Below are 22,487 nucleotides of genomic sequence, written 5' to 3'. Positions count from 1 at the left end.
GGATTACTCCTGCAGTGGGCGATATTGATCCGGATCGTTGATGTCAGAGACTTCCCAGGTGCGGGCAAATAACGGCTTGCCTGTAGGATCCTCGAGCAGCAACGGACCGAGATAGAGGTTTTGGGTAAAGGAAACCGTCCAGGTGTCATAGTCCGTTTCCGCACCGGAGCGCGCGGAAGGGGCAGCGACAATTGCGGTAGGCAGGTCGCACTGATCAGGCGGCAGGCCCCAGCGGTTATCCAGGGCCAGGTCCATCAGTTGGCTGGCCAGATCGCAAGCATCAAAAGGTGCCGACCCACCGGCAACCATGACCCTGAGTGAAACCGACAAGGCGTGCGCCTTGCGCCCTGCAAGCGAGCGAATGCCAGGGCCGTTGCGCTCCACGCTGATCAAAATGCCAGTTTTATCGCCCGTTCCAGGAAAGTCATGGTGATTGCCTACGCGCAGTTGTGGGAAAGCGCTCTTCAGCGCATCCCCAATCGCCACGGGCAGTTGGGAAGGTTTTTCGAGAAGTGTCATCTGCTTGCATCCTTGCAGCGGTTACTGCTGATCCGGGCGAGAAGTTGGGGTCTCGTCGACCCCGATGCGCTTGGCGGCCCAGCGTTCATAAAGGCCGATGGCCACGTCGGCGCCGGCCATAGCGGTCAGGCAGCCAATGGCGCCGGCGGTCCAGATCGACATGCCGGCGGCGTAGCACAGCATCAACGCTGAAACGCCGCAGACCATGCATGCTCCGGACCGCAAGGCCAGGCGCCGTACCAGTGACCAACCGCGGGCTCCCTCCTTGTCGGCGCGCCACATTTCGCCGGATACACCACCGATCAGGGCCAGTACGATCACCAGCCAGATAGGCATTTCCGCTAACGCTTGCTGCTCGTTTGTCATGTCACGCCTCCTGGCTGAGCACTCCCGGCACAGGGCCGGCTCTTGGGTAAATCCATTTATAGGTAGGCATTCCAAAAAGCCCGGTCGCCCGGGCTTTTCAGTAATGCGGTCCATATTCGAACGTTCGGCGCTACTGGCGCGGTACGGTTCTTTCCTGAGATGTTTTTCCGACCACGATCCTTGTCTGCCGGATAACTGCTTCTGGTGCTTTACGCTGCACACCCGGGTCAGTTGCCAACCCTCTGAACCGTTAAGGCCGGTTCATCGCTGCCTGTTCTTTTAAAGCGGTGAAACTAAAGAGCGTCGGCATCCTTGCCGGTGTTGCTGGCTTCCTTGCCATCGCTCGGATGGCGTCCTTGCCGGTGTTGCGTGCCTTCCTTGTCTTCCTTGGCAGCATCCTTGCCGCCTCCACCACCTTGTTGGCTGGCTTGAGACGAAGAATATGCATGTATGCATATACAGTCAATGCACAAATGCATTTATTTTTACCGCACAAATGCACGAATGCATTTTCGACCTTATGGGCAGCGGGTTTGGTGGTTTTTCACAGACGAAAAAAAGCCCGCTCGTTGGCGGGCTTCGTCTTACAGAAGAAGGTTAACGCGCGTACATGCCCCACCAGAACACATGGCCGAGGATGCTGATCTGCTCATCCTGGATATCCTGGAAGCTATAGTCCTCATCCGGGTGCTCATCGCGATTGAAACTGCGCAGGCGAATCCCGGAAGGCAGGCGATAGAGCTGTTTCACCCGTAACTGGCCGTTGTGGTTGATGGCATACAAGTCGCCATCAACGATATCGCCAATGCCACTCTTGCCCGCATTCACCCCGACCGTCGCGCCATCACGCAGCACCGGCAACATGCTGTTGCCACGCACCGTCACACACTTGGCCTGGTCGAACTGCACGCCGTTATGACGCAGGCTGCGCTTGCCGAACCGCAAGCTGGCCTTCTCGCTTTCCTCGATGACGAATCTTCCTGATCCAGCAGCCAATTCAACCTCGCGCAGAAAGGGGATCGATACCTCGTCGTCATTAACGGGCGTGTCGTCATCCCACAGGCTTATGTCCTTGAGTTCCGAATGCATCGGGTCGCGACCGTCCTCCCGCGAAACGCCAACTGCCGCGCGCCCGCGCAGCTGGTCAGTGCTGACGCGGAAGTACTCTGCGATGCGGGAAATATGCTTGTCCGACGGATCAACGATCTTGCCGCTGAGGATCCGGGACAGCGTGGATTGAGGCACGCCGGTACGCCGGTGAAGCTCCGTGGGGGAGATCCGGTCGCGGTCCAGCAGTTCGCGTAAGACGATAGAAACGTTGCGTTTTTGCATAACGTGGATAGTGCCGGGGGTTTTTAGCATTGGCAAATGCTAATTTGCATAATTTATGCATTCATCCCTATTGCGCTGGAATTTGACACAAAATACTGGCTATGCAAACAGTGGTCTACTCACTACTATCCACCACACTGGATACAGCTTTTCAAACCAGGCCGGGAAACAACACGACATCAGTCAGCCGACGTCATTGCATGTCGACAAGCCCGAGCCTATATATGAAACTCTGTAACAACGTAGCCAGCCATTCCGGAGGTGCTCATGGCCTATTCAGCTCTAGCTGTTGCTAACGCCTTCATTGAACGCGCCAAAGAAGGCAAGCTTGCAGGCTTGACTCCAATGAAGCTTCAAAAGCTGCTGTTTTACACCCAGTCCTGGCATCTGCGTGAAAGGGAGCTCCCCCTTATGGATGACCACTTTGCCCGCTGGCAATACGGCCCGGTCATTCCATCGCTCTATCATGAGCTGAAATCCTACGGCAGCCGCCCGGTGACGTCGCTGCTCAGCAACCTTAAGCCCGACGTCGAAGACATCGTCTTCGTAACCCCGAGAATTCCTGAAAGCGACACCTACGCCCATCGTTTGATTGACCGCATTATCAATAAATACGGCAAGTGGTCGGGCACCCAACTGTCCAACCTCTCCCACGAGGAAGGTACCGCCTGGGCACTCAGGGGCGCGGACGGTTCCGCCATTGACTGGAAGGAAATGGCGCAGCTCATTCACCCAAAGAGCCGCAACCGTGAATGAGGAACTCGACACCCTGGAACTGACCCTGCCCCCCGCATCAGGGCCCGACCAGGACTCCCAACCCGGAGGCGAGCAGGCAGTAGGCGCTGACGACGAAAGAAACCAAAACCTGAAAGATCAGAAGGCTGAACGGCTGCTGCGCAAGAAATATGCGGGGCGTGCTTTCTGGTTTGCTGCGTGCGGCGTGATCTTTTGGGCGGTGTTACTTGTGTGGAATGGTTGGTCAACGTACTACTCCGGCAAAGCCCCCTTTTCCGATAACGTGTTGATTGCTATTACTACCGCAACCTCAATCAACTTGTTTGCCGCTTTTCTCGGCGTTATCCGAGGCTTGTTCCCCGCCAGTGGCCGCAGGGCAAAATAACGGCTCTTACAGCCTGCTCTCCGCCCCTGACTTTCGTCCTGCACTTTACTAACCGTACGCGACCTGCGAAGCCCCGACCTCGCGTGTTAACCTTGCGCCCATCGCAAAATCGCAGGGCGGAATGCCCCACATTTGCCCCACTCCTTTCAACGAATTTGCCTACGACCCAATGAGTAAAACCACTTCAGACCTGTCCTCCCACACCCCCATGATGCAGCAGTACTGGCGCCTCAAGAACCAGCACCCTGATCAGCTGATGTTCTACCGCATGGGCGACTTCTACGAGATCTTCTACGAAGACGCGAAGAAGGCCGCCAAGTTGCTGGATATCACCCTGACAGCGCGCGGGCAGTCGGCAGGGCAGTCGATTCCGATGTGTGGGATTCCCTACCATTCGTTGGAAGGCTATCTGGTCAAACTGGTGAAATTGGGCGAGTCCGTGGTGATCTGTGAGCAGATCGGCGATCCGGCCACCAGCAAGGGGCCGGTGGAACGTCAGGTGGTGCGCATTATTACGCCGGGGACGGTGAGTGATGAGGCGCTGCTGGATGAGCGCCGCGACAACCTGATTGCAGCGGTGTTGGGCGACGAGCGCCTGTTCGGCCTGTCGGTGCTGGACATCACCAGTGGCAACTTCAGCGTGCTGGAGATCAAAGGCTGGGAGAACCTGCTGGCGGAGCTGGAGCGTATCAACCCCGTGGAGTTGTTGATCCCGGATGATTGGCCGAAGGATCTGCCGGCGGAAAAACGCCGTGGGGCCAAGCGCCGTGCGCCGTGGGACTTCGAACGTGATTCGGCGCTGAAAAGTCTGTGCCAGCAGTTCTCGGTGCAGGACCTTAAAGGCTTCGGTTGTGAAACCTTGACCCTGGCCATCGGTGCAGCAGGTTGCTTGCTGGGCTATGCCAAGGAAACCCAGCGCACGGCCCTGCCGCATTTGCGCAGCCTGCGTCATGAGCGTCTGGACGATACCGTGGTGCTCGATGGCGCAAGCCGTCGCAACCTGGAGCTGGACACCAACCTGGCCGGCGGGCGTGACAACACCCTGCAATCGGTGGTCGACCGTTGCCAGACGGCCATGGGTAGCCGCTTGCTGACCCGCTGGCTGAACCGTCCGCTGCGCGACTTGAGCGTGCTGCAGGCGCGTCAGACGTCTATTACTTGCCTGCTGGACGGCTATCGCTTTGAAAAGCTGCAGCCACAGCTGAAGGAAATCGGCGATATCGAGCGCATCCTGGCGCGTATCGGTCTGCGTAATGCGCGCCCGCGCGACTTGGCGCGCCTGCGTGATGCCCTCGCAGCCTTGCCACAGTTGCAAGCGGCGATGACCGAACTGGATACGCCGCACCTGCAACAGCTCGCAGTCACGGCCGGTACTTACCCGGAACTGGCGGCGTTGCTGGGAAAAGCCATCATCGACAACCCGCCGGCAATCATCCGCGACGGCGGCGTATTGAAGACCGGTTACGACAGCGAGCTGGACGAGCTCCAAGCCCTGAGCGAGAACGCCGGGCAATTCTTGATTGACCTGGAAGCCCGCGAGAAAGCCCGTACCGGCCTGGCCAACCTGAAAGTCGGCTACAACCGCGTGCACGGTTATTTCATCGAGTTACCGAGCAAGCAGGCCGAGTCGGCGCCGATCGACTATCAACGTCGCCAGACACTGAAAGGTGCCGAACGGTTTATCACTCCCGAACTGAAAGAATTCGAAGACAAGGCGCTGTCGGCGAAGAGCCGCGCCCTGGCTCGGGAGAAGATGCTCTATGAAAACCTGCTTGAAGACCTGATCAGCCAGTTGGCGCCGCTGCAGGACACCGCCAGCGCCCTGGCCGAACTGGATGTTCTGAGCAACCTGGCCGAACGTGCACTGAACCTTGACCTGAACTGCCCGCGTTTTGTCAGCGAGCCGTGCATGCGCATCGTGCAAGGTCGCCACCCGGTCGTAGAGCAGGTGCTGACCACGCCGTTCGTCGCCAACGATCTGTCGCTGGACGACGATACCCGCATGCTGGTGATCACCGGTCCGAACATGGGCGGTAAATCCACCTACATGCGCCAGACCGCTTTGATCGTGCTCCTGGCGCATATCGGCAGCTTTGTGCCGGCGGCCAGTTGCGAGCTGTCCCTGGTGGATCGCATTTTCACCCGGATCGGTTCCAGCGACGACCTGGCCGGTGGCCGTTCGACGTTTATGGTGGAAATGAGCGAGACCGCCAACATCTTGCACAACGCCACCGAACGCAGCCTGGTGTTGATGGACGAAGTGGGCCGCGGCACCAGCACCTTCGACGGCCTGTCCCTGGCCTGGGCGGCGGCCGAGCGCCTGGCGCACTTGCGTGCCTACACCCTGTTTGCCACCCACTACTTCGAGCTGACTGTTTTGCCGGAGAGCGAACCGCTAGTGGCCAACGTGCATCTGAACGCCACCGAGCACAACGAGCGTATCGTGTTCCTGCATCACGTGCTGCCGGGGCCGGCCAGCCAGAGTTACGGCCTGGCCGTGGCCCAACTGGCGGGTGTGCCGAATGACGTGATCACCCGCGCCCGCGAACACCTCAGCCGCCTGGAAACCACGGCCCTGCCCCATGAAACGGCGGTAGCCAGCCCCGCCAAAGCCTCCAGCAAACCGGCCGCACCGCATCAAAGCGACATGTTCGCCAGCCTGCCCCATCCGGTGCTGGATGAGCTGGCAAAGCTTGACCTGGATGACTTGACGCCGCGAAAAGCGCTCGAAATGTTATATGCACTGAAGACTCGGATATAACGCTAAGGCTTGCAAGCTGGTAGACTCTCGCGCGGTTTGGGATGCTGCGGGCTTTTAGCCTGGCCTGCAGACTATCGCTCCCGAACCTCGCGAGCCCTGCCACAAAGGGTTTCGCTGCCGCCGCCTGAGGAGAAAATTAGAAATGACCTTCGTCGTTACCGACAACTGCATCAAGTGCAAGTACACCGACTGCGTCGAAGTGTGTCCGGTGGACTGCTTCTACGAAGGCCCGAATTTCCTGGTTATCCACCCGGATGAGTGCATCGACTGCGCCCTGTGTGAGCCTGAATGCCCGGCCGTCGCTATTTTCTCCGAGGATGAAGTCCCGGCAGAGATGCAGGAATTCATTCAGTTGAACGTCGAGCTGGCGGAAATCTGGCCGAATATCACTGAACGCAAAGACCCGATGCCGGATGCAGCGGAGTGGGATGGCAAAAAAGGTAAGATTGCAGACCTCGAACGCTGATAGCGTCGCCTCCCAAAAGGCCCCTTGCGGGCCTTTTTGCGTTTCTGGAAGGTGGGTTTCACTTTCCTGCAGGCAAAAAAAAGGGGCGGTATGACCCGCCCACATTTTTTCCCTAGTCCCTGTATTCCTTTTCATCATCCTGATGAATCGCATCCTGCGACGTTCCTTCAACCATCGGTCCTTGATGGCTGTGCCAATCCGTGGACACAGGACTGATGTTAGAGAGTTCCAAAGGAAGTTCAACGGGTTCCATTCCTATGGCAGGCAGACTTTCGCGCTCAACACCCGTTAATTAATTGTTATCTTTCAATAAGATAGAAAAACCTTTCGACTAAATGGGACGTACTTGGCGGGTAAAAAAACCAAACGCTTACGAAAAAGTAAGCAAATGCTTACACGACCAATTGCGTAAATGAGAAATCTCTCCCTTTGCTGCCGTCCAGACATGAAAAAGCCCCGACGCTGTCGAGGCTCTTTCCCTTCCAGATTCTCAGTCGTCGCTGACCGTGATCGTCGGCATCGCAGGCGCTGCGGCTTCCTGCAGCACAATACGTGCGCCCACATGACGGGCAAGCTCTTGATACACCATAGCGATCTGGCCATCAGGCTCCGCCGCAACAGTCGGCTTGCCGCCGTCAGCCTGCTCACGAATCCCCCTCGACAATGGCAGTGAAGCCAGCAACTCCACGCCGTACTGGGTGGCCAGCCTCTCGCCACCACCTTCGCCGAACAAGTGCTCGGCGTGGCCGCAGTTGGAGCAGATGTGCACCGCCATGTTCTCCACCACGCCCAGCACCGGGATATTGACCTTGCGGAACATCTCCACGCCTTTCCTTGCGTCGAGCAACGCCAGGTCCTGGGGCGTGGTGACGATCACCGAACCGGCGACCGGGACTTTCTGTGCCAGGGTCAGCTGGATATCACCCGTGCCTGGCGGCATGTCGATCACCAGGTAATCAAGGTCGCCCCAGGCGGTCTGGGTGACCAATTGCAGCAAGGCGCCGGAGACCATCGGTCCACGCCAGACCATCGGCGTGTTGTCATCGGTGAGGAAGGCCATGGACATCACTTCCACGCCCAGGGACTCGATCGGCACGAACCACTTCTGGTCCTTGACCTTCGGTCGGGTGCCCTCGGCGATGCCGAACATCACGCCTTGGCTCGGGCCGTAGATATCCGCGTCGAGAATGCCCACGCGTGCGCCTTCACGGGCCAGGGCCAGGGCCAGGTTGGCGGCCGTGGTGGATTTGCCCACGCCGCCCTTGCCGGAGGCCACAGCCACCACGTTCTTGACGTTGGCCAGGCCCGGGATCTGCGCCTGGGCCTTGTGCGCGGCGATTACGCATTGGATATCGACCTTGGCCGAACGCACGCCGTCCAAGCCTTCGATGGCCATCTGCAACATCTGCGCCCAGCCGCTCTTGAACAGGCCGGCGGCGTAGCCCAGTTCCAGCTGGACCGACACCTGGTCGCCCTGGACGTCGATGGAACGCACACAGCCGGCACTGACCGGGTCCTGGTTCAAATAGGGGTCGGTGTATTGGCGAAGCACGGCTTCCACCGCTGCGCGATTGACGGCGCTCATGGGCTACTCCCGAAAAAGACTGACTGAAACAGGCGGCTATCCTAACCGTTCCAGCGGCGTAACGGCATGCTTTCGCAGGTCAGGAAGATTCTGAAACAGCGTCACGGGGTGAAATATATTTCCCGGCGCTTTATAGTGGCCGACCTCCGTTTCATCAAGTAGCCGAGCCCCATGTCCGAGCCACGCAAGATCCTCGTCACCAGCGCCCTGCCCTATGCCAATGGTTCCATCCATCTTGGCCATATGCTTGAGTACATCCAGACCGATATGTGGGTGCGCTTCCAGAAGCATCGCGGCAATCAATGCATTTACGTCTGCGCGGACGACGCCCACGGTTCGGCCATCATGTTGCGCGCCGAAAAGGAAGGCATCACCCCGGAACAACTGATCGCCAACGTGCAGGCTGAACACAGCGCCGACTTTGCCGAGTTCCTGGTGGATTTCGACAACTTCCATTCGACCCACTCCGAAGAAAACCGCGAGCTGTCGAGCCAGATCTACCTGCGCTTGAAAGAAGCCGGGCATATCGACCAGCGTTCGGTGACCCAGTATTTCGACCCGGAAAAGAAAATGTTCCTGGCCGACCGCTTCATCAAGGGCACCTGCCCGAAATGCGGCACTGAAGACCAGTACGGCGACAACTGCGAGAAGTGTGGTGCGACGTACGCGCCCACCGAACTGAAGAACCCCAAGTCGGCGATCTCTGGCGCCACCCCGGTGCTCAAGGACTCCCAGCACTTCTTCTTCAAGCTTCCGGATTTCCAGCAGATGCTGCAAACCTGGACCCGCAGCGGCACCTTGCAGGACGCCGTCGCCAACAAGATCGCCGAATGGCTGGACGCCGGGCTGCAGCAGTGGGACATCTCCCGCGATGCGCCGTACTTCGGCTTCGAGATCCCGGGCGAGCCGGGCAAGTACTTCTACGTGTGGCTGGACGCGCCGATCGGCTACATGGCCAGTTTCAAGAACCTCTGCGACCGCACGCCGGAGCTGGACTTCGACGCGTTCTGGAACAAGGACTCCACGGCCGAGCTGTACCACTTCATCGGCAAGGACATCGTCAACTTCCACGCACTGTTCTGGCCGGCGATGCTTGAAGGTTCGGGCTACCGCAAACCGACGGGCATTGCGGTGCACGGCTACCTGACGGTCAACGGCCAGAAGATGTCCAAGTCTCGTGGCACCTTCATCAAGGCGCGCACCTACCTGGACCACTTGTCGCCGGAATACCTGCGCTATTACTACGCTTCCAAGCTGGGCCGTGGCGTCGATGACCTCGACCTGAACCTGGAAGACTTCGTGCAGAAGGTCAACTCGGACCTGGTCGGCAAGGTCGTCAACATTGCCAGCCGTTGTGCCGGATTTATCCACAAGGGCAACGCAGGCCTGCTGGTGGCCGAGAACGCTGCGCCGGAACTGACCGACGCTTTCCTGGCCGCCGCACCCAGCATTGCCGATGCTTATGAAGCCCGCGACTTTGCCCGCGCCATGCGCGAGATCATGGGCCTGGCCGACCGCGCCAACGCCTGGATCGCCGACAAGGCGCCGTGGTCGCTGAACAAGCAGGAAGGCAAGCAGGCGGAAGTCCAGGCGATCTGCGCCACGGGTGTCAACCTGTTCCGCCAACTGGTGATCTTCCTCAAGCCGGTGCTGCCGCTGCTGGCTGCCGACGCCGAGGCGTTCCTCAATGTGGCGCCACTGACCTGGAACGATCACGCTACCTTGCTCAGCAACCATCAGTTGAACGAGTTCAAGCCACTGATGACCCGCATCGACCCGGTCAAAGTCCAGGCCATGACCGACGCTTCGAAAGAAGATCTGGTCGCCAGCCAGACCGATACCGGTTCGGCTGCACCCGTTGGCAATGGCGAGTTGGCCAAAGACCCGATCTCTGCGGAAATCGACTTTGACGCTTTCGCCGCGGTGGACTTGCGTGTCGCGCTGATCGTGAAAGCTGAAGCCGTGGAAGGTGCCGACAAGCTGCTGCGCCTGACCCTGGACCTCGGTGGCGAGCAACGCAACGTGTTCTCCGGGATCAAGAGCGCTTATCCGGACCCGTCCAAGCTCGATGGTCGCCTGACCATGATGATCGCCAACCTCAAGCCTCGAAAAATGAAATTCGGCGTGTCCGAAGGCATGGTGATGGCGGCCGGCCCTGGTGGGGAAGAGATCTACCTGCTCAGCCCTGACAGCGGCGCCAAGCCGGGTCAGCGCATCAAGTAATCCTGCAAGGTCTGTAGGTGTGGTTGTGGTGAGCGGGCTTGCCCGCGCTGGGTCGCGAAGCGGCCCTACACCACGCACCCGGTTCTATCTGTAAAACCGCGCTGGCAATGATAGGCTGCTCTGCAGCCCATCGCGGGGCAAGCCCGCTCGCCACAAGAACGCTCAACCACGCACTAGGCCCAGTTTGCTTAACCGGCATGCCCATGATCACAGCATGAACCTCATTCAACGTATCGACGCGCTGCTGCCTCAGACCCAATGCGGAAAATGCGGGCACCCAGGCTGCAAGCCTTACGCCGAGGGTATTGCTCAAGGCGAAGCGATCAACAAGTGCCCGCCTGGTGGCCAGGAGACCCTCGCAGGCCTTGCGCAATTGCTGCGCGTGCCGGTGCTGGAACTCGATACCAGTCGAGGAGAAGCCCCGGCACAGATCGCCTATATCCGCGAAGCCGAGTGCATCGGCTGCACCAAGTGCATTCAGGCCTGCCCGGTGGACGCCATTGTCGGCGCCGCCAAGTTGATGCACACGGTCATCGTCGATGAGTGCACCGGTTGCGACCTGTGCGTCGCGCCCTGCCCCGTTGACTGCATTGAAATGCGCCCGACAACCACCGTACTGATCGTGGGAGACCTGACCATCACAGATCAGCAACGCCATGAGCGCAGCCTCAAACGCGACCGGGCAAGGCGGCGTTATGAGCAACGTAATGCGCGGCTGCAACGGGAAGAAGCGCAAAAGCTTGCTGAACGCGTGGCTCGGGCCAAACGCTCAGTGCCGGTTTTACCTGTGCAGGCGGCTACAGCACAGGATGCTGCGATCAAAAAAGCCAAAATTGCGGTCGCTATGAGTCGCGCCCAACTGCATAAATCCTTGAAGGCCTTCGGTCACCCTCCCACCTTTGAACAGCAGTCACAGTTGATCGTCTTGCAGCAGCAGTTCGAAGCAGCAGAACACGCGCTGACGGCGCTGGAGCTGGGCACCACAACGAAGGCAGCGGGTACAGCGGTGAGTACTGGCGACCTGAAACGCGCCAAAATCCAACTGGCGATGCGCCGCGCGGAATTGAAGAAGGCCAAGGACTTGAATGCCAGCCCGCAGCAACTGGCCGAGGCGCAACACCACTTAGACGAGGCGCAGCGCCAAGTGGATGCCCACGGCAACACCTGACCTGCATAACCTGCTGTGTGTCTTGTTACAATCCCGCCGATAGACTGCCAGGAAAACCCCACCCCATGAACGCCGCAAAACGCCTGGAAATTTTCCGCAGGCTCCACGAAGACAATCCAGAACCCAAAACCGAACTGGCCTACACCACGCCGTTCGAGTTGCTGATTGCGGTGATACTGTCGGCTCAATCCACGGACGTCGGCGTGAACAAGGCCACGGCAAAGCTCTATCCCGTGGCGAATACCCCCGAAGCGATCTATGCCTTGGGGGTGGACGGGCTGTCGGAGTACATCAAGACCATCGGCCTGTACAACAGCAAAGCCAAGAACGTCATCGAAACCTGCCGCTTGTTGGTGGAGCTGCACGGCAGCGAAGTACCGCAAACCCGTGAAGCCTTGGAAGCCCTGCCTGGCGTCGGCCGCAAAACCGCCAATGTGGTACTCAACACCGCGTTCCGGCAACTGACCATGGCCGTGGACACCCATATTTTCCGGGTCAGCAACCGCACCGGCATCGCCCGTGGCAAGAACGTGGTGGAGGTGGAAAAGCAGCTGATGAAGTTCGTGCCCAAGCCGTATCTGCTGGACTCCCACCACTGGCTGATCCTTCACGGACGCTATGTTTGCCAGGCGCGCAAGCCACGCTGCGGCAGCTGTCGCATCGAAGACCTGTGCGAATACAAGGACAAGACGTCCGACGATTGACGGATCATTGGTTTTCCCAATCAGTCGATTGAAAAAATCTTTTTTACCGGATCATGGATTATCGTTATAAGGAGCGCCAACGGCAGTCTTAGCCCGGAGTGAACCTTATGAGCACTGGCAAAGAGCAACTGGAAGTGGAAGACGACCTCGTTGAGTCGGACGACGATGTAGCAGAGGCACCTGAGGCAGAGGTCGCTAAGACCAATTTGAGCAAACGCCGTACTATCGATAATCTACTGGAAGAACGACGCTTGCAAAAACAGCTGGCCGATTACGACTTCGATTTCTGATCGAGCGATCGACAGCCGGAAGCCTCCTTCACGGAGGCTTTTTTCTGCCGGTTACCCGGGCAATGCGCTGTACGATGTCCTCCTCTATACCAAGCCGTTACGCTGGGCCAGTTCGATCAGGTCCACCAGCGAACGCGCATTGAGCTTGAGCAGCAAACGCGTCTTGTAGGTGCTCACGGTCTTATTGCTGAGGAACATGCCGTCGGCAATCTCCTTGTTGGTCCTGCCCCGCGCCAACTGCTGCAATACCATCATTTCCCGCCCGGAAAGGCGCTCGACCATATCGGCCTCGCTGGCATTGCCCATGGTGGAGCGTACCGAGTTGAGCGCCTGGTTCGGGAAGTAGCTGTAGCCCGACAAGACCGCCTTGATGGCACTCAGCAACTCGGTGAGGTCCTGTTGCTTGCACACGTAGCCCGCAGCCCCCGCCTGCATGCAGCGCATGGAAAAATGTCCAGGTGCCTGGGACGTCAACACCAGCACCTTGAACGGTGCAGGCTGCTTGGTAGAAGACAGTCGACAAATAACTTCCAGCCCATCAAGTTTTGGAATCCCGATATCCAGTATCACAATATCCGGCATATGCTCCCGTGCAAGTTGCAACGCATCGACACCGTTATCGGTCTCGGCAACGACCTCATAACCATGACGCTCCATTAGCATACGCACAGCAAGACGAATGACGGGATGATCATCCACGATCAGCACTTTATTCATGAGAAAGTCCAATTTCGCTGTTCGAATTATTTAGAGCAAGCACAATAGCCTAGTCGTTTCCTAGTTGGCATAGCGTTCCCCCCCAAGCAACAGCAAGCAGAGACCCACCCCACAGCGATAAAAGAATTGCCCTACAAAAAAACGCCATCTCGGAGGCATCCGGTTTTATGGAGCCTTTCAGACCTTTCCGGGGACTTACATACTTTGAGTGAAATATCCTTGGCTTATAGGGGGTTGGGTAAACGTGCCGCACATGACTCTCAGGAAATGCCCCTTGCCTCTCGCTTGCAGCGGGGAAAAACGGCCAGAACGATCCGTCTGCTTTAGTTCCATTCAACATATTTTCTTACATCCTTGATTCCTACAGACTATTCAGTGTTTTGCATCTTCGCCGCACTTGTATGAGTGAATTATCTGTAAGACCAGTTCCTACAAAGATGTAAAAAATTCATTCCCCCTACAAACTTTCAACAACAATTCATTCAAACCCACCGTTGATAAAGATTTCGAGAAAAAATATCCACACCTGTTTAAACGTCATAAACATCAAAAGACGATACAAAACCACAGGCAAAAAAAATGGCCCCTTGAACAAGGGGCCATTTTTCATAACACGCTGAGACTTAGAACAGCGAGCGACCTTTGTTGGCTGCAATGCGCATGCGCAATGCGTTCAACTTGATGAAGCCTGCTGCGTCTGCCTGGTTGTAAGCACCGCCGTCTTCTTCGAAGGTGGCGATGTTGGCGTCGAACAGCGACTCGTCAGACTTGCGACCGGTCACGATCACGTTGCCCTTGTACAGCTTCAGGCGCACGACGCCGTTCACGTGGACCTGGGAGGCGTCGATCATCTGCTGCAGCATCAGACGCTCAGGGCTCCACCAGTAGCCGGTGTAGATCAGGCTGGCGTACTTGGGCATCAGCTCATCTTTGAGGTGAGCCACTTCGCGGTCCAGGGTGATGGACTCGATGGCGCGGTGGGCGCGCAGCATGATGGTGCCGCCTGGGGTTTCGTAGCAGCCGCGGGACTTCATGCCCACATAACGGTTCTCGACGATGTCGAGACGGCCGATACCGTGTTCACCACCAATACGGTTCAGGGTCGCCAGCACGGTGGCCGGGGTCATCTCGACGCCGTCCAGCGCGACGATGTCGCCGTTGCGGTAGGTCAGCTCCAGGTATTGCGGCTTGTCGGGCGCGTTCTCCGGGGAGACGGTCCACTTCCACATGTCTTCTTCGTGCTCGGTCCAGGTGTCTTCCAGCACGCCGCCTTCATAGGAGATGTGCAGCAGGTTGGCGTCCATCGAGTACGGGGACTTCTTCTTGCCGTGACGTTCGATCGGGATTGCATGCTTTTCAGCGTAATCCATCAGCTTTTCACGGGACAGCAGGTCCCATTCACGCCAAGGGGCAATCACTTTCACGCCTGGCTTGAGTGCATAGGCACCCAGTTCGAAACGTACCTGGTCGTTGCCCTTGCCGGTAGCGCCATGGGAAATGGCGTCGGCGCCGGTTTCGTTGGCAATTTCGATCAGACGCTTGGCGATCAGCGGACGTGCGATGGAGGTACCCAGCAGGTACTCGCCTTCGTAGACGGTGTTGGCGCGAAACATCGGGAAAACGAAATCGCGGACGAACTCTTCGCGCAGGTCGTCAATGTAGATCTCTTTCACGCCCATGGCTTGCGCCTTGGCACGTGCAGGTTCGACCTCTTCGCCCTGACCCAGGTCAGCGGTGAAGGTCACCACTTCACAGTTATAAGTATCCTGCAGCCACTTGAGGATCACCGAAGTGTCCAGGCCGCCGGAATACGCGAGAACGACCTTGTTTACGTCGGCCATGCCATCACTCCACGGGGTTGTACGGAAAGGCGTCGATTCTACCGACCAAAACCGTGGATTTACAGGGGCGCGACAGCAAATGAAGATAAAGCGACAGATTATGTCGAGCGGGCGACCGATGGTCGCACCTTATGACGTGTGCGCGGCGTTACTGGGACCGGTGGCCTGAGGCGCCGGTTTCTCGGGGGCTGCCACGCGTTCAAGCTGGATATTCACGCGCCGGTTGCGTGCCCGGTTGGCCGCATTGGTGTTGGGCGCCAGTGGGTAGCTTTCGCCGTGGAACCGCAGAGTGATCTGCGATTCCTGGATTCCATTGGCCTTGAAGTAGTCCATGACCGCCAGGCCGCGACGGCGCGAGACGTCGCGATTGGTGAGGCGGTTGCCACTGTTGTCCGAATGGCCGTTCAACTCGATATGGTTGACGGTCGGGTCGGCTTTCATGAACGCGAGGATCACGTCGAGTTTCTTCTTGGCGGCCGCGTCCAGCTCGATCCCGCCACCGGGGAAGCCGACTTCGGTCTGTTTCACCTGGTCATAATTCATCGGCAACAGCTTGGCGGTACACAGTTGGTAATCGTTGTAGGCCTTGTTGAACTTGACCGGCAGCAGGCGGATTTCCGAATAGCCACCTTCACGCCCATAGTGCCGCACGGTCGGGCTGCGCCCTTCCAGCAAGCCGTTGAAAAGACGCCCGGCCTGGGCCTGGGAACTGTTGAACAATACGTCGCCACTGCCGGCACGTACGGCGCCGAGGTTGATATCACCCCGCCCCGGCTGCCACGGCGCAGCGGCCGCCAGCAACGTGGCCGAACCGGCACCCAGCGAGCCGTTGTAGGCTTTCAGACGAAACGTCGCCTGCTCGCCGGCCCGGCGCACGAACTCACCCGAACCGAAATCGGTGATCGGCTGGGTCAGTCGGCACTCAAACTGATCGCCTTCCACCTTCCACTCAATATTCTCCAGACGCGTCTGGAACGTGAGGGCCATTGCAGGGAGGCTGGCGAACACACTGAGCAGGGCTAGATATTGCTGGCGCACGGGAGGCTCCATTGGTTTCTACAACACTTCAAAGCGTCATACATCGATAAGGCATACCCCAGGCTATCGGTTGCATCCTGCAAAACTTGATAGCGAGTGCCTGATAGAGTCTTTTCCGGTAGCATTCCCACCAGATTGACCCGCCTGGAATCCCCAATGTCCGACCGCCTGACCCTGCTGCGTCCCGACGACTGGCATATTCATCTTCGCGATGGTGCTGCGTTACCCCACACCGTGGCCGATGTAGCGCGCACGTTTGGCCGCGCCATCATCATGCCTAACCTGGTACCTCCGGTGCGTAATGCCGAGCAAGCCGATGCCTATCGCCAGCGTATCCTCGCTGCACGACCGGCCGGCAGCCGCTTCGAACCGTTGATGGTGCTCTACCTCACCGACCGCACCCAGCCCGAAGAGATTCGTGAGGCCAAGGCCAGCGGTTTCGTGCACGCCGCCAAACTCTACCCGGCCGGCGCGACCACCAACTCCGACTCCGGCGTGACCAGTATCGACAAGATCCTGCCGGCGATCGAAGCCATGGCCGAAGTCGGCATGCCGCTGCTGATCCACGGTGAAGTCACCCGTGGCGACGTGGACGTGTTCGACCGCGAGAAGATCTTCATCGACGAGCATATGCGCCGCGTGGTCGAGTTGTTCCCGACCCTCAAGGTGGTGTTCGAGCACATCACCACTGCCGATGCCGTGCAGTTCGTCAGCGAGGCCTCGGCCAACGTCGGCGCGACCATCACCGCGCATCACCTGCTGTACAACCGCAACCACATGCTGGTGGGCGGGATTCGGCCGCACTTCTATTGCTTGCCGATCCTCAAGCGCAACACCCACCAGGTGGCCTTGCTGGATGCGGCGACGAGCGGCAATCCGAAGTTCTTCCTCGGCACCGACTCCGCCCCTCACGCCGTGCACGCCAAAGAAGCGGCGTGTGGTTGTGCCGGCTGCTACACCGCCTATGCAGCGATAGAGTTGTACGCCGAAGCGTTCGAACAACGTAACGCCCTGGACAAGCTTGAAGGCTTCGCCAGCCTCAACGGCCCGCGTTTCTACGGTCTGCCGGCGAACACCGACCGCATCACCCTGGTCCGTGAAGACTGGACCGCCCCTGCCAGCCTGCCGTTTGGCGAGCTGACTGTCATCCCGCTGCGCGCCGGTGAAACACTGCGCTGGCGCCTGCTGGAGGAAAGCAAGTGAGTGAAGACCATTACGACGACGAACACGAGCACAGCGGTGGCGGTTCCCGTCACCCGATGGCCGAGCGGTTTCGTGGCTATCTGCCGGTTGTCATCGACGTAGAAACCGGTGGTTTCAACTGCGCTACCGACGCACTGCTGGAAATCGCCGCGACCACCATCGGCATGGATGAACAGGGTTTCGTGTTCCCGGAACACACCCACTTCTTCCGCGTCGAGCCGTTCGAAGGCGCGAATATCGAAGCCGCCGCTTTGGAATTTACGGGCATCAAGCTCGATCACCCACTGCGCATGGCAGTGAGTGAAGAAGCGGCACTGACCGACATCTTCCGTGGCGTGCGCAAGGCGTTGAAAGCCAATGGCTGCAAACGCGCGATCCTGGTCGGCCACAACAGCAGCTTCGATCTGGGCTTCCTGAACGCCGCCGTGGCGCGGCTGGACATGAAGCGCAACCCGTTCCACCCCTTCTCCAGCTTCGACACGGCCACCCTCGCCGGCCTGGCGTATGGCCAGACCGTGCTGGCGAAAGCCTGTCAGGCAGCCGGTATCGACTTTGACGGCCGTGAGGCCCACTCGGCTCGCTACGACACCGAGAAGACCGCCGAGCTGTTCTGCGGCATCGTCAACCGCTGGAAAGACATGGGCGGCTGGGAAGACTTCAACGACTGAGCAAAGCTCGTGTGGTGAGCGAGCTTGCCCCGCTCACCACGGGTCATACCCCGCACATAAAAAAACCGGCCTTCTCAGGCCGGTTTTTTTGTACCTCGAACCAGGCTTACAGCTTGCCAGCGTTCTCGGTCAGGTAAGCGGCAACGCCTTCTGGCGAAGCGTTCATGCCTTTGTCGCCTTTTTTCCAGTTGGCTGGGCAGACTTCGCCGTGCTCTTCGTGGAATTGCAGGGCGTCAACCAGGCGGATCAGCTCTTCCATGTTACGGCCCAGTGGCAGGTCGTTGATGATCTGGGAGCGGACAACGCCCTTGTCGTCGATCAGGAACGCGCCACGGAAAGCTACGCCGCCTTCGGACTCAACGTCGTAAGCCTTGGCGATGTCGTGCTTCATGTCGGCAGCCATGGTGTATTTGACTTTGCCGATGCCACCATCATTGATGGCGGTGTTGCGCCAGGCGTTGTGGGTGAAATGGGAGTCGATGGAAACCGCTACCACTTCAACGTTGCGTGCCTTGAAATCGTCCATGCGGTGGTCCAGAGCGATCAGCTCCGAAGGGCAGACGAAGGTGAAGTCCAGCGGGTAGAAGAACACCAGGCCGTATTTGCCTTTGATGGCTTCAGACAGTTTGAAGCTGTCTACGATTTCGCCATTGCCGAGGACGGCTGGGACGTCGAAATCCGGGGCTTGTTTGCCGACGAGTACGCTCATTGGATATCTCCTGATGTAGGGGTGACGATTGAAGTAAAAGGACCGGCCCCGAGTCTGCCGTGAATAAGCGACAGCCCTGTGACGCAGTCATGCTTCGTGAAGATCGACCATCATACACTGAAAAAACCGTTCGTCAGTGAGGGCGCGATGCCAGCAAATACCCTGCGAATCAACTTTGACAATCATTCTCGTTAACATTAAGATCCATCGCACTTAAGCCTTAAACCCGCGACGGTTCTCCCTTATGTATGTGTGCCTCTGTACTGGCGTCACCGACGGACAAATCCGCGAAGCAATCTATGAAGGTTGCTGCAGCTACAAGGAAGTGCGTGAAACCACCGGCGTTGCCAGCCAGTGCGGCAAATGTGCCTGCCTCGCCAAGCAAGTGGTACGGGAAACCCTGACGCAGCTGCAGACAGCCCAGGCCGCGATCCCCTATTCAGCAGAATTTACACACGCCTGATTTGGCGTGTTTTAAAGAACCGGACTTAGTGTCCGGTTTTTTTATGCCCGCAATTCAATTAGTTAGCGTCAAGACGCGGAACACAAACATTCTTATTCCGATTAATTTTCATTTATTATTCAATAACTTAGGTTTGACACTAGGGGTTTCGCCACTCAAACTCCGCCCTATACACAGCTATTACAGGGCAGGACCCCAGTCATGAAAGGCGACATCTCAGTCATCCAGCAACTCAACAAAATCCTTGCCAATGAACTGGTCGCGATCAATCAGTACTTTCTGCATGCGCGCATGTATGACGATTGGGGCCTGGAAAAGCTGGGCAAGCGTGAATACAAAGAATCCATTAAGGCCATGAAAGACGCGGACGCGCTGATCAAGCGCATCCTGTTTCTGGAAGGCCTGCCGAACGTGCAGGACCTGGGCAAGCTGAACATTGGCGAGCACACCCAGGAAATGCTCGGCAGTGACCTGGGTTTCGAGCGCAAGAGCCACAGCGACCTCAAGGCCGCCATCGCTCACTGCGAGACTAAGGGCGACTTCGGTAGCCGTGAGCTGCTGGAAGACATCCTGGAAGACCAGGAAGAACACATCGACTGGCTGGAAACCCAACTGGGCCTGATCGACAAAGTCAGCCTGGAAAACTACCTGCAATCGCAGATGGGTGAATAACCCCGTCGCTCACAGGTACAAAAAAGCCCCGCTCTCTCACGAGAAGCGGGGCTTTTTATTGCCGGCGAATCAAGCGTCGGTCTTGGCTGCCGCGTTTGCCGCTGCATCTTTGATCAACGCCTGCAACGAACCATCAGCGGCCATTTCAGTGATGATATCGCTACCGCCGACCAGCTCACCGGCTACCCACAGTTGTGGGAAAGTAGGCCAATTGGCGTACTTCGGCAGGTTGGCGCGGATTTCCGGGTTTTGCAGGATATCCACGTAAGCGAATTTTTCGCCACACGCCATGATGGCCTGGGACGCCTTCGCGGAGAAACCGCACTGAGGAGCGTTTGGTGCGCCCTTCATGTAAAGCAGAATGGTGTTGTTGGCAATCTGCTCTTTGATCGTTTCGATGATATCCATGGAACACCTCGGCTGGAACTTTGCGACTCACAGGTCGGCACGGTGGCGCATTGTAACGCAAAATTCCAGCGTGGTGCTCAGGCGGCTGCTACCTGCACGGGCACGCCATTCAAGGCGGCATTGCCCGACAGCTCGTCCAACTGCCGTTCGTCGGTCAAATCGTTGGCACTCGCCCCCGGCTGCCCGCTGGCGATCGTCATTTGCACGCCTGGGCGCCCATGACCCCAACCGTGGGGCAGGCTGACCACACCGGGCATCATGTCCAGGCTGGCCACCACTTCCACTTCGATCATGCCGATGCGCGAACTGACACGTACCCGCTGGCCATCGCTCAACTGCCGACTGGCCAGGTCATCCGGATGCATCAGCAATTGATGGCGCGGCTTGCCCTTCACCAGCCGGTGATAGTTATGCATCCAGGAATTATTACTGCGCACATGCCGGCGGCCGATCAGCAGCAGTTCGTCGACCACAGGCACCGGTTGCGCGGCAAAGCGCGCCAGGTCGGCGAGGATCACCGCGGGTGCCGCTTGCACCTTGCCGTCAGCGGTTTTCAAACGCGCGGAAAGGTTGGGTTGCAGCGGCCCAAGGTCCACGCCGTGCGGGTGATCCGCCAGCATGGCCACGGACAACTTGTGGCTGGATGCATCACCGTACACCCCGGCGCGCAGGCCGAAATCGATCATGTGCGAAGGCGGCATCGTTGGCTTGAGCGTCGCGCCAGTCTGCGCGGCAAACGCCTGGGCAAGGCCGACAAAGATCTCCCAGTCATGCAGCGCGCCCACCGGTTTGGGCAGAATCGCCCGGTTGAAACGGGTGACATTACGCACCGCAAACATATTGAAGGTGGTGTCGTAATGGTCGTTTTCCAGCGCCGACGTGGAGGGCAGGATCAGGTCGGCGTAGCGCGTGGTCTCGTTGATATAGAGGTCGATGCTGACCATGAACTCCAGACCATCAAGGGCCTGTTCCAGTTGCCGGCCATTTGGCGTCGACAACACCGGATTACCCGCCACCGTCACCAATGCACGGATTTGTCCATCACCTTCGGTAAGCATTTCTTCAGCCAAAGCCGACACAGGTAACTCGCCACCGTACTCCGGACGCCCGGAAACCCGGCTTTGCCAGCGATTGAAATGACCGCCACCGGTCGATGCCACCAGGTCCACCGCCGGCGTGGTGCACAGTGCGCCGCCGACACGGTCAAGGTTACCCGTCACCAGATTGATCAATTGCACCAGCCAATGACACAGCGTGCCGAATACCTGGGTCGACACGCCCATGCGCCCGTAGCACACAGCCTTGTCCGCTGCAGCAAAGTCCCGTGCCAACTGGCGGATCTGTTCGGCAGGCACCGCACATTGGCGGCTCATGGCCTCGGCGGTAAACCCGGCGATGGCAAGACGCACCTCCTCAAGGCCTTCAATGGCTAGATGGCTGTCGCGGGTCAGGTGCTCGCTAAACAAGGTGTTAAGCACCCCAAACAACAAGGCCGCATCCCCCCCAGGACGCACGAACAGATGCTGGTCGGCCATCGCCGCCGTCTCACTGCGCCGTGGGTCGACCACCACCACTTTGCCGCCCCGTGCCTGGATCGCCTTGAGGCGTTTCTCCACGTCGGGCACGGTCATAATGCTGCCGTTTGACGCGAGCGGATTGCCTCCCAAAATCAGCATGAAGTCGGTGTGATCGATGTCCGGGATCGGCAGCAACAGGCCGTGGCCGTACATGAGGTAGCTGGTGAGGTGATGGGGCAACTGGTCCACCGACGTCGCAGAAAACCGATTGCGCGTCTTCAACTGGCCCAGGAAGTAGTTGCTGTGGGTCATCAGCCCATAGTTGTGCACGCTGGGGTTGCCCTGGTACACCGCCACCGCATTCTGTCCGTGCCGCGCCTGAATGCCTGACAGCCGCTCGGCTACAAGCGCAAAGGCGTCTTCCCACGCAATCGGCTGCCATTCGCTGCCGACTCGCAACAGGGGTTGGTGCAGCCGATCGGGATCGTTCTGGATATCCTGCAACGCGACGGCCTTGGGGCAGATGTGCCCACGACTGAAGCTGTCCTGGGCGTCACCCTTGATCGAGGTAATCGCCAAACTGCCATCATCCGCTTGGGTGGTTTCCAGGGTCAGGCCACAAATGGCTTCACACAGATGGCAGGCACGGTGGTGGAGAGTCTTGGTCATGGCCAGTCTCTTTATAGGGGCTTTGATCCCACTATGGGTCGAGACCGA

General features: G+C 58.5%; 23 protein-coding genes. 12 read left to right on the top strand and 11 right to left on the bottom strand.

The genetic code is table 11. The features are described from left to right. Nucleotides 1-3: 3 nt before the first annotated feature. The 4 genes from AB4N92_RS17940 to AB4N92_RS17925 all read right to left on the bottom strand — a co-directional run bounded on the left by AB4N92_RS17940 (nucleotide 4) and on the right by AB4N92_RS17925 (nucleotide 2,217). Nucleotides 4-519 carry a hypothetical protein gene (locus AB4N92_RS17940; RefSeq protein ID WP_021492471.1) on the bottom strand — a complete coding sequence of 172 codons (516 nt, stop codon included), beginning with the start codon at nucleotides 517-519 and terminating at the stop codon, nucleotides 4-6. A 21-nt stretch (nucleotides 520-540) separates the two neighbouring features. Continuing rightward, nucleotides 541-885, bottom strand: a complete 345-nt coding sequence (locus AB4N92_RS17935; protein ID WP_021492472.1) for a phage holin family protein — start codon at nucleotides 883-885, stop codon at nucleotides 541-543. Between the two features lie 250 nt (nucleotides 886-1,135). Continuing rightward, nucleotides 1,136-1,333, bottom strand: a complete 198-nt coding sequence (locus tag AB4N92_RS17930; RefSeq protein ID WP_021492473.1) for a hypothetical protein — start codon at nucleotides 1,331-1,333, stop codon at nucleotides 1,136-1,138. Nucleotides 1,334-1,482: 149 nt separating this feature from the next. Then, a complete protein-coding gene (locus tag AB4N92_RS17925; protein ID WP_010212723.1) occupies nucleotides 1,483-2,217 on the bottom strand; it encodes a LexA family transcriptional regulator in 735 nt (244 codons plus the stop codon). Nucleotides 2,218-2,484: 267 nt separating this feature from the next. Here AB4N92_RS17925 and AB4N92_RS17920 point away from each other — a divergent pair, with 267 nt between their 5' ends. From AB4N92_RS17920 to fdxA, 4 genes are all read left to right on the top strand, one after another. Beyond that, nucleotides 2,485-2,973, top strand: coding sequence for a Panacea domain-containing protein (locus tag AB4N92_RS17920; protein ID WP_010212724.1), 489 nt, complete (start codon nucleotides 2,485-2,487; stop codon nucleotides 2,971-2,973). Beyond that, the gene (locus tag AB4N92_RS17915) at nucleotides 2,966-3,337 is read left to right on the top strand and encodes a hypothetical protein (protein WP_010212726.1); all 372 of its coding nucleotides are present in this window, start codon (nucleotides 2,966-2,968) and stop codon (nucleotides 3,335-3,337) included. Before AB4N92_RS17920 ends, AB4N92_RS17915 begins: the two co-directional genes overlap by 8 nt. Before the next feature lie 169 nt (nucleotides 3,338-3,506). Next, on the top strand, nucleotides 3,507-6,098 hold the full coding sequence (gene mutS, locus AB4N92_RS17910; RefSeq protein ID WP_042571726.1) for a DNA mismatch repair protein MutS: 2,592 nt from the start codon (nucleotides 3,507-3,509) through the stop codon (nucleotides 6,096-6,098). A 142-nt stretch (nucleotides 6,099-6,240) separates the two neighbouring features. Further along, on the top strand, nucleotides 6,241-6,564 hold the full coding sequence (gene fdxA, locus AB4N92_RS17905) for a ferredoxin FdxA (RefSeq protein ID WP_003208688.1): 324 nt from the start codon (nucleotides 6,241-6,243) through the stop codon (nucleotides 6,562-6,564). Between the two features lie 490 nt (nucleotides 6,565-7,054). Here fdxA and apbC read toward each other — a convergent pair whose 3' ends face one another. Further along, the gene (apbC, locus tag AB4N92_RS17900; protein ID WP_236267184.1) at nucleotides 7,055-8,149 is read right to left on the bottom strand and encodes an iron-sulfur cluster carrier protein ApbC; all 1,095 of its coding nucleotides are present in this window, start codon (nucleotides 8,147-8,149) and stop codon (nucleotides 7,055-7,057) included. A 171-nt stretch (nucleotides 8,150-8,320) separates the two neighbouring features. Here apbC and metG point away from each other — a divergent pair, with 171 nt between their 5' ends. The 4 genes from metG to AB4N92_RS17880 all read left to right on the top strand — a co-directional run bounded on the left by metG (nucleotide 8,321) and on the right by AB4N92_RS17880 (nucleotide 12,534). Continuing rightward, entirely contained in the window at nucleotides 8,321-10,372 is a 2,052-nt protein-coding gene (gene metG, locus AB4N92_RS17895; RefSeq protein WP_021492527.1) for a methionine--tRNA ligase, read from the top strand. Nucleotides 10,373-10,586: 214 nt separating this feature from the next. Beyond that, nucleotides 10,587-11,540 carry an electron transport complex subunit RsxB gene (gene rsxB, locus AB4N92_RS17890; RefSeq protein WP_045791262.1) on the top strand — a complete coding sequence of 318 codons (954 nt, stop codon included), beginning with the start codon at nucleotides 10,587-10,589 and terminating at the stop codon, nucleotides 11,538-11,540. A gap of 65 nt (nucleotides 11,541-11,605) precedes the next feature. Further along, nucleotides 11,606-12,244: an endonuclease III gene (nth, locus tag AB4N92_RS17885; protein WP_010212734.1), complete on the top strand. Its 639-nt coding sequence runs from the start codon at nucleotides 11,606-11,608 to the stop codon at nucleotides 12,242-12,244. Between the two features lie 107 nt (nucleotides 12,245-12,351). Further along, a complete protein-coding gene (locus tag AB4N92_RS17880) occupies nucleotides 12,352-12,534 on the top strand; it encodes a PA3496 family putative envelope integrity protein (protein ID WP_010212735.1) in 183 nt (60 codons plus the stop codon). Between the two features lie 84 nt (nucleotides 12,535-12,618). Here the strand turns inward: AB4N92_RS17880 and AB4N92_RS17875 are convergent, their stop codons facing one another. The 3 genes from AB4N92_RS17875 to AB4N92_RS17865 all read right to left on the bottom strand — a co-directional run bounded on the left by AB4N92_RS17875 (nucleotide 12,619) and on the right by AB4N92_RS17865 (nucleotide 16,130). Beyond that, a complete protein-coding gene (locus tag AB4N92_RS17875) occupies nucleotides 12,619-13,251 on the bottom strand; it encodes a response regulator transcription factor (protein ID WP_010212736.1) in 633 nt (210 codons plus the stop codon). Nucleotides 13,252-13,874: 623 nt separating this feature from the next. After that, entirely contained in the window at nucleotides 13,875-15,092 is a 1,218-nt protein-coding gene (locus AB4N92_RS17870; RefSeq protein WP_010212738.1) for an argininosuccinate synthase, read from the bottom strand. Nucleotides 15,093-15,221: 129 nt separating this feature from the next. Next, a complete protein-coding gene (locus AB4N92_RS17865) occupies nucleotides 15,222-16,130 on the bottom strand; it encodes a flagellar protein MotY (RefSeq protein ID WP_044286705.1) in 909 nt (302 codons plus the stop codon). Between the two features lie 156 nt (nucleotides 16,131-16,286). On the opposite strand from AB4N92_RS17865, the gene pyrC reads away from it, so the two are divergent. Beyond that, nucleotides 16,287-17,333: a dihydroorotase gene (gene pyrC, locus AB4N92_RS17860; protein ID WP_010212741.1), complete on the top strand. Its 1,047-nt coding sequence runs from the start codon at nucleotides 16,287-16,289 to the stop codon at nucleotides 17,331-17,333. Continuing rightward, nucleotides 17,330-18,001: a ribonuclease T gene (rnt, locus tag AB4N92_RS17855; protein WP_010212742.1), complete on the top strand. Its 672-nt coding sequence runs from the start codon at nucleotides 17,330-17,332 to the stop codon at nucleotides 17,999-18,001. Before pyrC ends, rnt begins: the two co-directional genes overlap by 4 nt. Nucleotides 18,002-18,107: 106 nt before the next feature. Here the strand turns inward: rnt and AB4N92_RS17850 are convergent, their stop codons facing one another. Continuing rightward, on the bottom strand, nucleotides 18,108-18,710 hold the full coding sequence (locus AB4N92_RS17850; RefSeq protein WP_003172097.1) for a peroxiredoxin: 603 nt from the start codon (nucleotides 18,708-18,710) through the stop codon (nucleotides 18,108-18,110). Between the two features lie 244 nt (nucleotides 18,711-18,954). Here AB4N92_RS17850 and AB4N92_RS17845 point away from each other — a divergent pair, with 244 nt between their 5' ends. Both AB4N92_RS17845 and bfr read left to right on the top strand, forming a co-directional pair. Continuing rightward, nucleotides 18,955-19,173, top strand: coding sequence for a bacterioferritin-associated ferredoxin (locus AB4N92_RS17845; RefSeq protein WP_003208706.1), 219 nt, complete (start codon nucleotides 18,955-18,957; stop codon nucleotides 19,171-19,173). Nucleotides 19,174-19,374: 201 nt separating this feature from the next. After that, a complete protein-coding gene (gene bfr / locus AB4N92_RS17840) occupies nucleotides 19,375-19,845 on the top strand; it encodes a bacterioferritin (RefSeq protein WP_010212744.1) in 471 nt (156 codons plus the stop codon). 69 nt (nucleotides 19,846-19,914) lie between these two features. Here bfr and grxD read toward each other — a convergent pair whose 3' ends face one another. Together grxD and AB4N92_RS17830 are read right to left on the bottom strand one after the other, a co-directional pair. Continuing rightward, nucleotides 19,915-20,253, bottom strand: a complete 339-nt coding sequence (grxD, locus tag AB4N92_RS17835; RefSeq protein ID WP_010212745.1) for a Grx4 family monothiol glutaredoxin — start codon at nucleotides 20,251-20,253, stop codon at nucleotides 19,915-19,917. Nucleotides 20,254-20,330: 77 nt separating this feature from the next. Next, a complete protein-coding gene (locus AB4N92_RS17830) occupies nucleotides 20,331-22,439 on the bottom strand; it encodes a molybdopterin oxidoreductase family protein (RefSeq protein WP_042571725.1) in 2,109 nt (702 codons plus the stop codon). Between the last annotated feature and the right edge of the window lie 48 nt (nucleotides 22,440-22,487).

This window comes from Pseudomonas sp. S3_A09 (assembly GCF_054668065.1).
The sequence above is the reverse complement of the archived record's forward strand: the minus strand, read 5'-3'. Positions and strand labels throughout refer to the sequence as shown.

Excerpts from the sequence above, each read along its gene's own strand:
- AB4N92_RS17940 (WP_021492471.1), bottom strand. The coding sequence starts at position 519 with ATGACACTTCTCGAAAAACCTTCCCAACTGCCCGTGGCGATTGGGGAT.
- AB4N92_RS17935 (WP_021492472.1), bottom strand. The coding sequence starts at position 885 with ATGACAAACGAGCAGCAAGCGTTAGCGGAAATGCCTATCTGGCTGGTG.
- AB4N92_RS17930 (WP_021492473.1), bottom strand. The coding sequence starts at position 1,333 with ATGCATATTCTTCGTCTCAAGCCAGCCAACAAGGTGGTGGAGGCGGCA.
- AB4N92_RS17925 (WP_010212723.1), bottom strand. The coding sequence starts at position 2,217 with ATGCAAAAACGCAACGTTTCTATCGTCTTACGCGAACTGCTGGACCGC.
- AB4N92_RS17920 (WP_010212724.1), top strand. The coding sequence starts at position 2,485 with ATGGCCTATTCAGCTCTAGCTGTTGCTAACGCCTTCATTGAACGCGCC.
- mutS (WP_042571726.1), top strand. The coding sequence starts at position 3,507 with ATGAGTAAAACCACTTCAGACCTGTCCTCCCACACCCCCATGATGCAG.
- fdxA (WP_003208688.1), top strand. The coding sequence starts at position 6,241 with ATGACCTTCGTCGTTACCGACAACTGCATCAAGTGCAAGTACACCGAC.
- apbC (WP_236267184.1), bottom strand. The coding sequence starts at position 8,149 with ATGAGCGCCGTCAATCGCGCAGCGGTGGAAGCCGTGCTTCGCCAATAC.
- metG (WP_021492527.1), top strand. The coding sequence starts at position 8,321 with ATGTCCGAGCCACGCAAGATCCTCGTCACCAGCGCCCTGCCCTATGCC.
- rsxB (WP_045791262.1), top strand. The coding sequence starts at position 10,587 with ATGAACCTCATTCAACGTATCGACGCGCTGCTGCCTCAGACCCAATGC.
- nth (WP_010212734.1), top strand. The coding sequence starts at position 11,606 with ATGAACGCCGCAAAACGCCTGGAAATTTTCCGCAGGCTCCACGAAGAC.
- AB4N92_RS17880 (WP_010212735.1), top strand. The coding sequence starts at position 12,352 with ATGAGCACTGGCAAAGAGCAACTGGAAGTGGAAGACGACCTCGTTGAG.
- AB4N92_RS17875 (WP_010212736.1), bottom strand. The coding sequence starts at position 13,251 with ATGAATAAAGTGCTGATCGTGGATGATCATCCCGTCATTCGTCTTGCT.
- AB4N92_RS17870 (WP_010212738.1), bottom strand. The coding sequence starts at position 15,092 with ATGGCCGACGTAAACAAGGTCGTTCTCGCGTATTCCGGCGGCCTGGAC.
- pyrC (WP_010212741.1), top strand. The coding sequence starts at position 16,287 with ATGTCCGACCGCCTGACCCTGCTGCGTCCCGACGACTGGCATATTCAT.
- AB4N92_RS17850 (WP_003172097.1), bottom strand. The coding sequence starts at position 18,710 with ATGAGCGTACTCGTCGGCAAACAAGCCCCGGATTTCGACGTCCCAGCC.
- AB4N92_RS17845 (WP_003208706.1), top strand. The coding sequence starts at position 18,955 with ATGTATGTGTGCCTCTGTACTGGCGTCACCGACGGACAAATCCGCGAA.
- bfr (WP_010212744.1), top strand. The coding sequence starts at position 19,375 with ATGAAAGGCGACATCTCAGTCATCCAGCAACTCAACAAAATCCTTGCC.
- grxD (WP_010212745.1), bottom strand. The coding sequence starts at position 20,253 with ATGGATATCATCGAAACGATCAAAGAGCAGATTGCCAACAACACCATT.
- AB4N92_RS17830 (WP_042571725.1), bottom strand. The coding sequence starts at position 22,439 with ATGACCAAGACTCTCCACCACCGTGCCTGCCATCTGTGTGAAGCCATT.